The following is a 14,991-nucleotide window of genomic DNA, read 5'->3' on the forward strand; positions in this document are numbered from 1 at the left end:
CTTAAATTTAGGTTATATCATTGTAGTGTTTCTACTAAGCAATAGTGTTATTACTAACCTCTTCGAACTCCCAAACTATTATACTTCTAACTGTAACAACAAGCCAAACAGAAAAAGAAAGGATCACCCAAACCTTTACAGCTTGGAATGACCCTTCTCCTTTGTTCCGATCCATGCCTTAACGTTTGCGGTACCCGATCGATTCCACAAAGCGTTCGAACGCCTCATGGCCTTCCGGCGTCGCTTTGAATACGCCGGCATGTCCAAGGATTTCCGCAAACTTCTTGCCCACCTCATCACGCAGCAGCGCTTCGGCCTCTTTACGCCCCAGCGACATGCCCACGCGTGCCACCAGTTCCTTCACCCAGTCCGCATGCACGGCCAAGCGGGCATTCGGTTCCGATACGGTTTGCTGATACAGCGCCTGATCACCGCTCAGAATGTCAGCAACCGCCGCCAGCTCTTCCTTCAACCGGCCCGGCAGGATGGCAACGCCCATGACTTCAATCAGGCCGATGTTCTCCTTCTTGATATGATGCATCTCGCGGTGCGGATGGAAGATGCCTTCGGGATGCTGCTCATTCGTCCGGTTATTGCGCAGGACGATGTCCGCTTCATACCCGCCGTCCGCGCTGCGGCGGACAATCGGCGTCACCGTGTTATGCGGCACGGATTCCCCCTCCTGCTTGGAGAATGCGAGGACGCCAACAGACGGGTCGCTGTAGTGCTTCCATTTCTCGTACAGATGATCTACCGCTTCCAACACGGCTTCCCGGTTCTGACCGTTTACCCGCAGCACCGACATTGGCCACTTCACCCTGCCGACGGTAACACCGGCGAAGTCCGGATGCGCATAGACGACTTCGACTGGTGCTTTTTCCAATGGGAATGTGTGGCGTCCCCCCTGGAAATGATCATGCGTCAGAATCGACCCGCCGACGATCGGCAGATCCGCGTTGGAACCGATGAAGTAATGCGGGAACAACGTCGTGAATTCCAGCAACCGCTTAAACGTATCGCGGGTCAGCTTCATCGGAACATGATCGTGGTGGAACACGATGCAATGCTCATTGTAATAGACGTAAGGCGAGTATTGGAAAAACCACGGCTCTCCGTTTAACGTCAGCGGAATGACTCGCAAGTTCTGGCGGGCGGGATGATTCAACCGTCCAGCATACCCCACGTTCTCGCGGCACAGCTGACATTTTGGATATACCGGAGGGGGCAGCAGCTTCGCCATCGCGATTTCCTTCGGATTTTTCTCCGGTTTGGACAGATTGATCGTGATTTCCATGTCTCCAAACGGTGTGGGCTGCTCCCAATAGATGTTCTGGCGCACCCGGTCCATCCGAATGTAATTGCTGGCTACCGACAGTTTGTAGAAGGCGTCGGTCGCGGCGGCAATTCCCTGCTCGCTTTCTGTTTTGCGAAAGGCAGCGATCGTTTCCGACGGGCGCGGCATGAGCAGGCCCATGATTTTCGCATCCAGCAAATCGCGGTACGTAGCGGTGTTTTCCGGTATCAAACCGATGGCAAGCCCGTAATCGATTAGAATCTCAAGCGGTTCCTGGGGTCCAGTCAGCGCCTCTGTCGCCACTTCACCGGCGTACGGCTCATCGAAGGCGAACAACTCTAGGAGACGATTACGCGAATAGTCCACGTCCCACCAATCGATCAAGCCTTGTTCGAGCGCATAATTCACCAGCCGTTCAATCGCATGAAGCGCGTCTTGACGACTTTTCTCTTCGACTCCCATCCATAACACCCCTTAGTCGTTATAGCCGTTCGGATGGCTGTTATGCCATTGCCATGCACTTTCAATGATGCTGGACAACTTGTTGCGGGTCGGATTCCAGCCCAGCACGCGGCGGGCTTTGTCCGAGGAAGCAATGAGCACCGCCGGATCGCCAGCACGGCGCGGACTGATGACAACCGGGAAGTCACGGCCGGTGACCTGCTTCACGGTTTCGATAACTTCCTTCACCGAGAAACCTTGCCCATTGCCAAGGTTAAATACATCGCTCTCCCCGCCGCTAAGCAAATGATCCACCGCGCGCAGATGGGCATCGGCCAAGTCGCTGACGTGGATATAGTCACGGATGCAGGTACCGTCCCCCGTGTTGTAGTCATCACCAAACACCTGAATGGATGGACGTTGTCCCAATGCCGCTTGAATGATCAATGGGATCAGATGGCTTTCCGGGCGATGGTCCTCGCCGATTTTGCCGCTCTCATGGGCACCAGCGGCGTTGAAGTAACGCAAGGACACGTATTTGATCCCCAGCACCTGATCGAACCAAGCCATCATCCGTTCCATCGTCAGCTTGGTTTCCCCATAGACATTCGTTGGCCGGGTTGGATCACTCTCTTCAATTGGCACCTTTTCAGGTTCACCATAGGTTGCCGCCGTGGAAGAGAACACGATTTTACGTACATTCGCCTGATCCATCGCATCCAGCAAACAAAGCGTCCCGTACACGTTGTTGTCAAAATATTTCACCGGATCCTTCATACTCTCCCCAACCAGAGAGTTCGCGGCAAAATGAATAACCGCTTCAATCTCGTTCTCGGCGAACAACTTGGCCAGCAGCGGCTTATCACGCAGATCTCCTTCGTACAGCTTACCGCCGAGCAACGCCTCGCGATGTCCAGTCTGCAGGTTGTCGATCACCACAACCTCTCTGCCTTGCTCCAGCAACGCTGCTACCGTATGCGAACCGATATAACCGGCTCCTCCCGTTACCAATATCGCCATGCGGATTACTCCCCTTTCATCTCATGCACGCCGTCGCCTACGCCGCACACGTAAAATTCGCCTTCCAGCCCGGTCCGCTCTTGATAAGCCCGGCCAACCTCGGACACGAACTTTTCTACCGAATCTTCATGTACCAGCGATACCGTGCAGCCGCCAAATCCGGCACCGGTCATCCGAGCACCCAAGGTGCCTTCAATCTTACGGGCTTCCTCTACCATCACGTCCAGCTCCAGGCAGCTCACCTCGTACAAATCCCGCAGCGAATCATGCGAGGCATTCATCAGCTCGCCAAAAGCCTTCAGATCGTTGGCGCTCAGCGCATCCACCGATTTCAACACGCGCGCGTTCTCTTCCACTACGTGTTTGGCCCGTTTGTACAGCACTTCGTTCGTAAAATCTCCCCGCCACTGCTCCAACTGCTCCGGTTTCAGATGAGCCAGGAACTGCAAGCCCGGCTCACGCTTCTGCAAAATCTCCAGCGCTGCATCGCATTCCGACCGCCGTTCATTGTATTTCGAGTCAACCAGCCCGCGGCGTTTCTTCGTATTGCCGATGACCAGCTTATACGCACCTGTCCGGAACGGAACCAGCTTGTATTCCAAAGTGTCACACATCAGCAGGATCGCATGGTCCTTCGCCCCGTTCGCCACTGCAAATTGGTCCATAATGCCGCTGTTTACGCCGACGTATTGATTCTCAGCCCGCTGCGATAACCGAGCGATTTCCACCTTATCGAGCTCTTTCCCTTCCATGCTCACAAATGCCAAAGCCGTGACCACTTCAATCGAGGCGGAGGAGGACAGGCCCGAACCGTTCGGAATTTCGCCGTGGAACAAGAGATCATACCCGCTGGTAAGCGAGATCCCCAGCTTTTTCAGCTCCACGTAAACGCCGATCGGATAGTCGATCCATTCTCCGGTTTTGCTTGTGCCCAGCTCTTCCAATGCCAGCTCTGCCGTGTACGGAAGGTTACTGGAAGCAAAAGCGACTTTGCCGTCGGAGCGCTTGCGGACCGCCAGCGTCGTCCCAAATTCTAATGCAGCCGGGAAGACATACCCCCCGTTGTAGTCAATATGCTCACCGATCAAGTTCACCCGTCCCGGGGCGTTAAATACGCGAATCGGCTCAGCGCTTTCCCCGTATTTGGATATAAACAATTGTTCCATTTCCTGCTTTTTCATCAACGTACACCCCATCGTCATGGAATCTTTAATCCTTGTATCCAGTATAATGAAATCGCTTTGCGTTGATAATGCAACTTTGCGAGATCAATATAGATAAATGTGACTTTTCAGAGTAAAATGGGAGCGAAGTCTTATGGGGCGTTACCCGTCCCTTTATCCAAAGGAGACCCTCCCATGCTTAAAGAAACTTACAGCGCGGCCGCCAACCCGGATTTGATCGAGACCGATGAGCTGCATGTTCTGTTCGCCGGCGAAAGTCAAACTCTCCCCGATCACCGATTGGGCCCGAAAATTTATGATTATTACCTCCTGCACTTCGTAGAGCAAGGCAAGGGCACGTTCCGAACCGAATCCGCTTCCTATGAGCTGAGTAAAGGGAATGGCTTCCTGATTCTCCCCGATCAGCTCGTCAGTTATGCTTCCGATGTGACCGAGCCTTGGCGTTACCGTTGGATCGCCTTCACCGGTGTGAAGGCGGCCGAACTCGTGAAACGAGCTGGCTTCACACCGCAGCAGCCAGTGTTCCGGCAAGACGGGGACAGCCCGATCCCTGCCTTGCTCAGCAGCGTGTTACAAGCTTTCCAAGCGAAAAAAAACAGCTCCCATCTGCTATCGCTGGGGCTGCTGCACCAAATTATGGCCGAAGCCCAAGAGACGCTTGGCATGGCCTCGGCGCTGCCGTCAGGTGAATCGGGTGTTCAGCGAATCGTGAAGCAAATGATTCATTATATGGCCAGCCAATACGCGCATCCGGTCTCCATCGAGCAGATGTGCGCATCCTTGGGCTATAATCGAGCTTATCTATCACGGATATTCAAAAAAGAAACGGGCTTCACCCCCGTCACCTACCTGTTGAAGCTGAGAATTGATAAGTCCCGCCAGCTGCTGCGCGAACGTCCCGAGCTGTCGATCGAACAGATTGCCGCTTCGGTCGGCCTTACCGATCCGCTCTACTTCTCACGGCAGTTCCGCCGGTTCCATAACGAATCGCCAAGCGAGTATCGCCGTGCGGTTACGCGGAATCCCGCGAAGGAGTGAGGGCTCGTCGCTTAACTCGCGAGTCCTGTCTCACTCCGATAGGCCCAGCTTCCGGGCAACGGCCCCCAGCACCTCGCCAATCGGCTCGGTGATCAAGAGGTCAGCCCGGTTATCATACGCAGTGGACGAGGCGTTGATCAGCACCGTCCGTTCGCCGCGGAAATAGGTGACCAGATGCGCTGCGGGCTGCACAGTCAGCGAAGTCCCGCCGATCACCAGCAAATCGGCACGGGCAATCGCCGTTACTGTGTCCTGGATGACCTGATCATCCAGGCTCTCTCCATACAGCACCACATCCGGCTTGATGATACCGCCGCAGTTGCAGTACGGCACGACGTCTTCGCTGTCCATGACATCCTTTAACGTATAGGTACGGCCGCACTCCATGCAGGTATTGCGGTGCACCGATCCGTGCAGCTCCAGTACGCGTCGGCTGCCCGCCTGCTGATGGAGCCCGTCGATATTTTGCGTCACCACGGCGCTTAGCTTCCCTGCTCGCTCCAGCTCCGCCAAGCAGCGGTGTGCGGCGTTGGGCTGAGCTTCCGGATGGAGCATTTTCGTCTTATAGAAATCGAAAAATACGTCCGGATGCCGATCGAAGAACCTCCGGCTCAAAATCTCCTCCGGTGGATAAGGCGACGCATTCTCCATCTGATAAATGCCGGCTGCCGAACGAAAGTCAGGAATTCCGCTTTCGGTGGATACTCCAGCCCCTCCGAAGAAGACGATGTTTGAACTCTCCTCCATCCATGCTGCCAACGTGTCGATCTCTTTGCTCATCCGCTTTGAACCTCCTATGGATGTATCGTCAACTCACGATAATTGGATATTATGACGTCCGCGTCCCGTAAATAAACCACTGCATCCTGGGCTTTTTCGCCATACTCCTCCGCCACGCCGATATTCATCACGACGCCCGCACGCTTCCCCATTTGCATATCGGCGTTACTGTCGCCAATAACCACCGCTTCACCGGGCGAAAGCCCCAGCTCACGGCAGGCGAGCAGCGCCATGTCCGGCCCAGGCTTGCCTCGGGCGACGCGATCTCGGCCGACCACACTGGTAAAGGCATCTCGGATGCCAAGCCATTCCAGATGCTCGAGCGCCTCCGAGGTCGAGTCGGAGGTGACCACCGCCAGCTTGACTCCCGCCTCTCGGCAACTCTGGACAAAGTCGCGCAGCCCGGGCAACGGCACCGCTTCCCGCCGCCGCTTAAGCTCCGCCATGGCCGCACTATTTAATTCGCGAACCGCCGTGATCGCTTCATTCCAGGGCAGGCCTGCGGCATACAACGTCGAGGCCAGCAGCGCGATAATCTCTTCTTCCGTCCCCATGGCAACCGGACCAGTTTTGTCGTAACCGATCACCCGGTTCCGCTCATCCGTTTGAAGGCCAAGCAGCGTGGATTTGTTGAACCCGCCCTGAGAGCCCAACTCGGCCAGCTTCCGCTCCATCAGATCGGTTAACACCGCGGCCCAGCTGCCCCATAGCCCCATAAAATTCAACAGCGTTCCATCTTTATCGAATAAAATGGCCTTGCAAGCTGCTTGTTGCCCGCGTACTTCGATCGTGGCCATCCTCGCTCCCCCTTCCGCAACATTGTCCTTATTATACCATTTTCACAGATGTGGGCTGCGTCGACTCTAAAAATACATCTCTTTCATTCCTATGATTTAATAGGGATCTTTTGGTGTTTTCTTAAAATTTTAGATAAATCCGTTTCAACATGGAAATCCGTGGTAAATAAAACATACGTACTCCAAAATAAAATCCAAGGAGGGATTCGATGGCACGAAGCCAAAGCAAGATGACCCGGGAAGAAGCCGGACGTCTGGGAGGACTGGCCACGGCCAAAAACCACGGCAAAGCCTTTTATAAGCAAATCGGGCAAAAAGGCGGCGAAGCGACCTCGAAAACCCACAACCGCGAATTTTATCAGGAAATCGGTCAAAAGGGCGGCGAGGCGACATCCCAGAAGCACGATAAAGGCTTTTACCGGGAAATCGGCCGTAAAGGCGGGATCGCTCGCAGCAAACCTGGAATTCAAGCGTAAGTCATAAGAAATCTCCGGACCCCCCGGAGATTCTCTTTGTTTTCATAGAACCGATCCGCTCCTGTCCCCTTGCTTTTTCCTGTGATCGATAACTAGAAAATCATAACCACTTGTGATAGACTTTAGAGAAAACCTTTAGCGGTGTAAAGCTCCAAAACTATAATGAATTATGGGGGGATCGGAGATCATGCCAGCCAAGAAAATGCGTTCTGATATGATCAAAAAAGGCTTCGACCGTGCGCCGCACCGCAGCTTGCTGCGTGCTGCAGGCGTGAAGGAAGAAGATTTCGGCAAACCGTTTATCGCGGTCTGCAACTCTTATATCGATATCGTGCCTGGGCACGTGCACTTACAAGAGTTCGGTAAAATCGTGAAGGAGGCAATCCGCGAAGCGGGCGGCGTTCCGTTTGAATTCAATACCATTGGCGTAGACGACGGGATCGCGATGGGTCACATCGGGATGCGTTATTCCCTGCCAAGCCGGGAAATCATCGCCGATTCGCTTGAAACCGTGGTTTCGGCTCACTGGTTCGATGGAATGGTCTGCATTCCGAACTGCGACAAAATTACGCCAGGGATGATGATGGGTGCTTTGCGTGTGAATATCCCGACGGTCTTCGTCAGCGGCGGCCCAATGAAAGCCGGCGTCGACAGCAAAGGACGCAGATTGTCCTTGACTTCCGTCTTTGAAGGCGTGGGTGCCCACCAAGCTGGACAAATCAGCGACAAGGACTTGCTCGAACTGGAACAATACGGCTGTCCGACCTGCGGTTCGTGTTCCGGCATGTTCACGGCCAACTCGATGAACTGTCTGGCCGAAGCGCTGGGCTTGGCATTGCCAGGGAACGGCACGATCCTTGCTGTAGCCGAAGAACGCCGTGATTTCGTCCGGAAGTCGGCACAACAGCTGATGAAGCTGATCGAAATGGATCTGAAACCACGTGACATCGTAACAAAAGAGTCGATCGACAACGCCTTTGCGCTCGATATGGCGATGGGCGGCTCCACGAACACCGTTCTCCATACACTGGCTTTGGCTCAAGAAGCAGGGATCGATTACCCGTTGGAACGGATTAATGAAGTGGCAAACCGGGTGCCGCATATTGCGAAGCTGGCTCCGGCCTCCGATATCTTCATCGAGGACGTACATCGGGCTGGCGGCGTCAGCGCTGTGCTCAACGAGCTGTTGAAGAAGCCGGGAGCGATCTTCGGTGATCAAATCACCGTTACCGGCAAGACGCTGGCAGAGAACGTTGCCGGATGCGAAATCCTCGACCATAACGTCATCCGTCCGATCGACAATCCGCATTCCGAGAAAGGCGGTTTGGCTATTCTATATGGTAACCTGGCGCCGGAGGGCTCGGTGATCAAGGTAGGAGCTGTTGACCCTTCGGTTGGCGGATACCATAAAGGTCCGGCCATCTGCTTTGACTCGCAGGAAGAAGCGCTCGAAGGGATCGCAAACGGCAAAGTCAAAGAAGGTTGCGTTGTTGTCATCCGTTATGAAGGACCTAAGGGTGGTCCAGGTATGCCGGAAATGCTGGCTCCAACATCGCAGATCGTCGGCATGGGTCTGGGCGCGAAGGTTGGTCTGATTACCGACGGACGCTTCTCCGGCGCTTCCCGCGGGATCAGTATCGGTCATATCTCACCAGAGGCTGCTGAAGGCGGTCCAATCGCTTTCGTGGAAGACGGCGACATCATCGAGCTTGACTTGAATAACCGCAAAATCGAGCTGCATGTCAGCGATGAAGAGCTTGCACGTCGCAAAGCAAATTGGAAAGGCTTTGAGCCAAAGGTGAAAACCGGTTATTTGGCCCGTTACTCCAAACTGGTCACCAACGCCAGCTCCGGCGGCGTAATGAAAATTTAACGAGCCTAACTCAAAAGGCCGTACCCGAATCATATTCGATTCGGATACGGCCTTTTTTTCTTACTAAAATAATTGATCAGAACGATTAACGCGTAGGCAAGGATACGCTAAGCAAAGACTCCTCTTCCACGGCTTCCGGCTTCTCATCAACCGTATGATTGCTGCGATGCGAGCCGTTCTCGGCGAATCGTTCCAACAGCACATCCATCGGCATCACGATCATCTTCGGTACCAGCTCTTGAGGTTGCTCTTTTAATCTCGAGGTACCGGCAGGGTGAATAACACTCATTAATAATTTCAAATAGATCTTCGTCGAGCTGGCAAACCAGCCCTTCGGCAAATCTGTAATGATAAACCCAAATTGCTCCGGCCCCCGGTTAATCATGCTGACCCCATATAACGCCTTAACTTCTTTTAGCTCAGGATGCTCAATCACATATTTCGCAAAGAGGGGTAACGTCTTCTCCACTTTACGAATCATTTGAATCGCCAAATGCACGCTTGTTCTGGCACGAGTTCCATACTCGAACAATTTTTTGTTGTCAAAATGAAGCTCCATCACCTGATCCCCGGATTGTAAGGTCTTCCCATTGTTCATTTCCACCGGCTCTCCGTGATAGGACCGGACTCGAAAATGAAGGAATGGATCCTCCGGTTCGGGAGTTTTCAATTGAAAAAGGATGTGGAAGATCTTCTCCCATACGAGCCATAAGGCTACGATACATCGCTTAAACCAGGTAATCTTCACTGGCGTTCTCCCCTTCGGCGTTGCAGTTTCAGCCTGTTTGCCTTGAAGCTTGGCCTCTTCCGTCACCTGAATCAGTTCATCAATGCGGATGCTTCGCAATCCGCGACGATCCGCTTCCTTCAACACCCGCTCGAGCGCGATCAGCATTTCCGCCGGCGCTCCGGTGTTCGCTCCTAGGGTAGCACCACAGTCGTGCAGGAGAAAAACCTCGCCGCCTCGCAGCTTCTTCAACATCCGTTCCGTTAACCGATCAGCGCCGACCTTGACCCGCCAATCACCGAACATCGCCGACCACAGCACGATCTGGGTCTTGCCGCGGTTCGCAAAATCAAACAAGTTGACAATGCCCCACGGCGGACGATAGTAATGAGAATTGAAGCCCGTCACGTCGTAGATAATCTGATTCGTCTTCTGAATCTGCTTCTTAACGGCCGACGGCCCCATGAGCCAATTGGTCTTGTGCACATAGTTATGTGACCCGATCAAATGGCCTTCCTCATACATCCGTTTAATCAATTCGGGGTGTTTCTCCGCATTGGAACCAACGAGGAAAAACGTTGCTTTCGCTCCGTGGCGCTTGAGCAGATCAAGCAACTGTGGAGTATATTTCGGATCAGGACCATCGTCGAATGTCAGCGCGAACGCCTTCTCGCTGATCCCGCGCTTGAATACGCGAAAACCGAAAATCCGAGTGATCAATCCGGGTATAAAAGCGTACAGCGTAGAGATATAAAGTAACCATAGCAGCAAAGTCTCCATATGCTTTCCCCACTTTTCTATGATCAATGACTTTGGCATGCTCCGTGAAAAGCATAGCATCTACACTATTTTATCACAGACATCTTCAGATTAGGCGCATTTTTTTGGGGAAAGCATAGGAAATCGGTCAACCTTCCGCAGCCAGAATATCCATCGTTCGCCGGAACATTTCAGCGGCCAGATGCTTGGATCCTTCGGGCCGGTTTTGAACGAGGACGGCGACGGCATACTTGGGTTGATGGATCGGTCCGTAACCGATAAACCATTGATGATTCAACTGCTTCTGATTCTTCAAAACCTCGGCAGTTCCAGACTTTCCAGCCAACGGCCAGTTGGCTTGCTGCATGGTTCGCCCCGTGCCGTCTGTGACTACCAACCTCATCATGGACAACAGTCGTTGGGCCGTTTGCGGCGTAATTTGTCCAGCAGAGGAGGGCGAAGCTTGTACCGGTAATGCGGAGAGCAGCGAACCGTCCTTATAACGGATCTCGCTGACTAAGCGGGGCGCCATCACCTGCCCGCCGTGGAGCAATGTAACAACCAAATTGGCTGCTTGCAACGGGGATACCAGCACGTCCCGTTGGCCAATTGCAGTCTGCGCCCGCACCCCGCCATCCGCCGCAGCCAGATTGCTAAACACCGCACCGGCTTCTTCCTGATCCAACGGTCGCAAGGAATCTCCGCCAAGGAAGGACGGGTCATGCCAGCCCACGGAACGCCCTAGCCCAAGCTTGGCGGCTGTCCGGGCGATTGCCTCCGCGCTCAGCCGTTCGCCCAGGGTGGCGAACACCACGTTACACGAGTGGGCAAAGCCTTCTTCCAACGTAAGATCTCCATGTCCACCTTCCTTCCAGCATGACAAGCCGTATTTTCCGTAATGCCCGCTGCAGTGGAACACCTCCCCAGGTACCGTCACTTTCTCTTCCAGCGCAGCCGCCGCAATGACCGTCTTAAAAATCGAACCCGGCACACTGGACTTAACCGCCTTATTACTCCAGTTGTCTGCTGATGGATTCACGTGGTGCGGATCGTAGAAAGGCAGGGATACCATCGAGACGATATCAGCGGTTTTGGCGTCCAGCACGACCACTGCTCCATCCGTCACGTTCATCTCCTTCGCTAACCCCTCGATCTTTTGCTGGAGGGTGTCATCCACTGTCGTTTGGATTTGCAGCGGATAATACCGGCTAGACTCCGCATTTACCCGCGTCCCCATCCCTGCCAAGGGATCCTTTCGGCCATCAACCGTGTAGGCCGCTCTGACACCGCCAATTCCACGGAGCAAGTTGTCCAGCGTCTTCTCTAACCCCGAAGCTCCAACCTGCAGCGTTAACGCGAAGTTCGGTTGGTGCTTTTCTTCTCGCAGCTTACGAATCACATCCGGCCGTTGCGTCACGAAGCCAAGCCACTGATTCCCTCGTTCCCCCGGCCCGTAGCGCGTCATATACGGCAGCACCTCCAGCCCTTCGAGACGAGGCAAAGTCCGGGCTGTTTCTTCATTGAGCCGAAGTGGCTCTCCAGGCTCACCCCCAGGTTTGGGCCAAACGTAGGGCCGCTCCAGCTGTTCCCACTTTTTTTGGAGTTCAGGAATCGTTGTCCCCAAGGCGGCCGCGAGACCGGTAAGCTGATCAGCTGCGGGTAACTGGCGTATAGGGAACAATATCGGGGTCCAACCGATTTCCCCTGTCAGCATCTTTCCGTTACGATCAAAAATATGACCTCGCCCCGGATCCAACTCAATACTTTCTTCGCGTTGCCGAACTGCAAGTTCGTTGATCGTCTTACCGCTTACGGTCACTGCCTTAAACGCTGAAGCCACTTGAATCCAAGCGATTCGCAGCGCAAATAGGGCCAACACTGCCGCAAAAGACAGTAATAGATAAAAGATCCGTTTTTTGCGCAATAACGACATCGTTCGCCCTCCATTCTGTTCCCATTATTTCCTGGGAAAAGTCGGGCTAAACTAGATAGGCTGTTGCGGCCAATAGAAACCTAATGGACCTGAGAGACGCTATTGGGTCCATTTCCCACAGATTTCCCAACGTAACGGACACAGCGGACGTTATTACAGACTAAATGGAGTCACCGGTGCCGATTTCGCCCAAATAAGGACTTCTCGGTCCGTTACATCTCTCTAGGTCTGACCTCCAGGTTTATAACGCCTCCTAGGTCCGTTAGCGCACCAGCTTACAGCAAAAGCCCGGCCAAACCTGCAATCGCAGATTGGCCGGGCTTTTACCCGTCTCCCGGAACCCTCGGGAAATCGGGTCAATCTTATTTTCAGGCGCTAAGCCTGCCTTCTATACAGTGAATTTCGACAACGACTCTTTCAAGCCGGCCGACACATTCTCCAGTTTGTTCGACAGCTGTACCAATTGATCGCCGACCGTTTGTTGTTCGCTGGAGAGCGAAGCAACCTCTTCGGACGTGGCGGACGATTGCTGAGCGACGGCACTGACATTGCTCATCGCTTCCGACAAGACCGTTTGCGATTCGTTTAACTGGTCGATGGAGGCCGTTACGGAATCCAGATGGCGTACGAAACCTTCCATTTGTTGCTGTACAGATACGAAAATTTGGTTGGTTTCCTGTACCGATGCGATTTGCTCCTGGAAGATCGGGCTCGCCTCGGACAAGGCCTTCACCGTTTCGTTCATCTCTTTTTGAATGTTATCTGTAATTTCACCAACCATAGTGATCGACTGACGTGATTGATCCGCCAATTGGCGAATTTCATCGGCAACGACCATAAATCCACGGCCGGCAGCACCTGCCCGAGCTGCTTCAATCGTCGCATTCAGCGAGAGGATGTTCGTTTGCTGCGTAATGTTCTGCATGACATCAAGCACTTTCAAGACAGAGCCAGTACTTGCTTTGAGCGAATCGACCTTGGCGGTCAAAGCGTTGATCATTTCGACCGTCATGTTGGTTTTCTCCATCAAACCGTTCAAATACTGAGTCCCTTGCTGACTGGACTTCTCTACCTGACGAGCCGACATCTCCATCTCTTTGTTCGATTGAACAACGCGTTCCATTTGCCGGGAAATATTCTCGGTCAGCTCATTACCGCGTTCCGCTTCGTTCGCCAGGCTGGTTGCCCCGTTAGCAATTTCTTCGGTCGCCACAGCGATTTCTTTCGCAGACAATGCCGTTTTGTTCGATGCTTGCGTCAACTCAGCCGCAGTCTCCAATACATCCTGTGCGGAGTTATTGGTTTGCTTCACGAGGGCTGTAATGTTCTCCATCATCTCGTTAAAGCTTACTGCCAATTGACCAATTTCGTCTTTCGATTTCGTGTCCATCCGGACGTTCAGATTCCCTTTGGAGCCTTCTTCCATCAGGTTTCTCAGCTTGCCCAGCGGATAAGCGATCATCCGAACCATCCATACCCCGATCAGAACGGCAATGATCGCAACAACGATCAGCGAGAAGATCGTAAACATCAGAATGCGGTTTGCGCTCTTCGTTAATTCTGCTGTATCCACCGTACCGATCAGCTTCCAGCCTGAATACTGGGTGCTATAGGAAGCGAGGACAGAGTTGCCGTTGGCATCCTTCGTTACGAAAGAACCCGAAGCCTCGGTGGCTTTGGCCAAATCAAATTCGGTTGGGTTCCCTTGATCCCCTTCAAAGGAAGAACCTACAACAACGTTATCCTGGGTAACCATTTGCAGCTTGGAGTTATTCCCCAGTTTGACTTCTTTCAAATAGCTGTCTAGGATATCCAGATTGATATCGGCGATCAGAATAAACCGTTTCATGCTGTTTACGCTCTGAACCGAGCGAGCTAAACGGAAGACTTCCGTGCCCTTCCCTTTCGAAGGTACTTGCAACCACAAAGTTTTGGTGGAGCCGGTCAGGTCTTTAAACCAGGCTTCTTCGCGCACGGTATCTAAGAACGTGACGTCGGCGCTTCCCGAAGTGACTTCGTCCACGATGTTGTCAGCCGACAACATATAAACGGCAGTAACCCCTTTTGTGGAGAAGGTCAGCGTATTTAGACGCGTTCTCATTTTGTTCGTTGCCGTAAACTTGTCATAATCCGAAATGTTCGACAACGAAGCATCCATAATAGCATTTTGCATTTCATCGTCTAGGAACATTTGCTGCAGGTTTTCCTCATACTTCTGCATGACGATATCCAGCTTCTGCGAGGTTTGTACGATGGTCTGCAGGTTTGCTTGTTCTGCATTGTCTTGAATGGTTCCCTTCGCCATTTGGGACGACATAATCCCGATCGTTAGGACGAAGAACATGATTGCGACAAAGAAGATTAGGAACAACCGTACCCCTACTGCTTTCGCAGGGTTCAATTGTTTCGGCAGCTTGTCCAGGAAATTAGCCCATACAGCTTTGGTATCTCCCTTTGATTTTCCTCCTGGCTGAACCGACTTGGATTTCCGCTCTCCCTTTTGTTTCTTATCCTTCTTCTTGCTGTTGGTTTCTTGGTCCTCGTTCTTCGGAACCAGACTCATGTTGATCACCCACCACTCATAATAGTTGCAGACCTCAATTTTTAGGCTTGAGGTCGTACATAATGCTGTTGGTTGCTCACATTTCTCGTCAGCTACTCGAAATATT

At 53.0% G+C, this 14,991-nt stretch carries 11 protein-coding genes; 3 read left to right on the forward strand and 8 right to left on the reverse strand.

Going from position 1 to position 14,991, the window contains the following annotated elements:
- Positions 1 to 178: 178 nt before the first annotated feature.
- From RW092_RS16380 to RW092_RS16390, 3 genes are read right to left on the reverse strand one after another with little or no spacing between them, the layout of a single operon-like run.
- Entirely contained in the window at positions 179 to 1,756 is a 1,578-nt protein-coding gene (locus RW092_RS16380) for a UDP-glucose--hexose-1-phosphate uridylyltransferase (protein WP_085170218.1), read from the reverse strand.
- 12 nt (positions 1,757 to 1,768) lie between these two features.
- Positions 1,769 to 2,755, reverse strand: coding sequence for a UDP-glucose 4-epimerase GalE (galE, locus tag RW092_RS16385; RefSeq protein ID WP_016311207.1), 987 nt, complete (start codon positions 2,753 to 2,755; stop codon positions 1,769 to 1,771).
- Between the two features lie 5 nt (positions 2,756 to 2,760).
- On the reverse strand, positions 2,761 to 3,936 hold the full coding sequence (locus RW092_RS16390; RefSeq protein WP_316010702.1) for a galactokinase: 1,176 nt from the start codon (positions 3,934 to 3,936) through the stop codon (positions 2,761 to 2,763).
- 177 nt (positions 3,937 to 4,113) lie between these two features.
- On the opposite strand from RW092_RS16390, the gene RW092_RS16395 reads away from it, so the two are divergent.
- Entirely contained in the window at positions 4,114 to 4,977 is an 864-nt protein-coding gene (locus tag RW092_RS16395) for an AraC family transcriptional regulator (RefSeq protein WP_016311205.1), read from the forward strand.
- Positions 4,978 to 5,007: 30 nt separating this feature from the next.
- On the opposite strand, the gene RW092_RS16400 is transcribed toward RW092_RS16395, so the two are convergent.
- Together RW092_RS16400 and RW092_RS16405 are read right to left on the reverse strand one after the other, a co-directional pair.
- On the reverse strand, positions 5,008 to 5,757 hold the full coding sequence (locus RW092_RS16400; protein ID WP_085170217.1) for an NAD-dependent protein deacylase: 750 nt from the start codon (positions 5,755 to 5,757) through the stop codon (positions 5,008 to 5,010).
- Between the two features lie 14 nt (positions 5,758 to 5,771).
- Complete coding sequence (locus tag RW092_RS16405; RefSeq protein ID WP_316010703.1) at positions 5,772 to 6,554, reverse strand: HAD family hydrolase; 783 nt, start codon at positions 6,552 to 6,554, stop codon at positions 5,772 to 5,774.
- A 209-nt stretch (positions 6,555 to 6,763) separates the two neighbouring features.
- Here RW092_RS16405 and RW092_RS16410 point away from each other — a divergent pair, with 209 nt between their 5' ends.
- Positions 6,764 to 7,030: a KGG domain-containing protein gene (locus RW092_RS16410; protein ID WP_016311202.1), complete on the forward strand. Its 267-nt coding sequence runs from the start codon at positions 6,764 to 6,766 to the stop codon at positions 7,028 to 7,030.
- A 187-nt stretch (positions 7,031 to 7,217) separates the two neighbouring features.
- Positions 7,218 to 8,903, forward strand: coding sequence for a dihydroxy-acid dehydratase (gene ilvD / locus RW092_RS16415; protein WP_016311201.1), 1,686 nt, complete (start codon positions 7,218 to 7,220; stop codon positions 8,901 to 8,903).
- 85 nt (positions 8,904 to 8,988) lie between these two features.
- On the opposite strand, the gene RW092_RS16420 is transcribed toward ilvD, so the two are convergent.
- The 3 genes from RW092_RS16420 to RW092_RS16430 form a co-directional block, all read right to left on the reverse strand.
- The gene (locus RW092_RS16420) at positions 8,989 to 10,410 is read right to left on the reverse strand and encodes a polysaccharide deacetylase family protein (protein WP_176222437.1); all 1,422 of its coding nucleotides are present in this window, start codon (positions 10,408 to 10,410) and stop codon (positions 8,989 to 8,991) included.
- Positions 10,411 to 10,537: 127 nt separating this feature from the next.
- Positions 10,538 to 12,322 (reverse strand): peptidoglycan D,D-transpeptidase FtsI family protein, encoded by a 1,785-nt coding sequence (locus tag RW092_RS16425; protein WP_316010704.1) that lies wholly within the window; start codon positions 12,320 to 12,322, stop codon positions 10,538 to 10,540.
- A 388-nt stretch (positions 12,323 to 12,710) separates the two neighbouring features.
- On the reverse strand, positions 12,711 to 14,885 hold the full coding sequence (locus RW092_RS16430; protein ID WP_316010705.1) for a methyl-accepting chemotaxis protein: 2,175 nt from the start codon (positions 14,883 to 14,885) through the stop codon (positions 12,711 to 12,713).
- Positions 14,886 to 14,991 lie beyond the last annotated feature (106 nt).

It is taken from the genome of Paenibacillus sp. 3LSP, from assembly GCF_032465655.1.
Classification (GTDB): domain Bacteria; phylum Bacillota; class Bacilli; order Paenibacillales; family Paenibacillaceae; genus Fontibacillus; species Fontibacillus barengoltzii.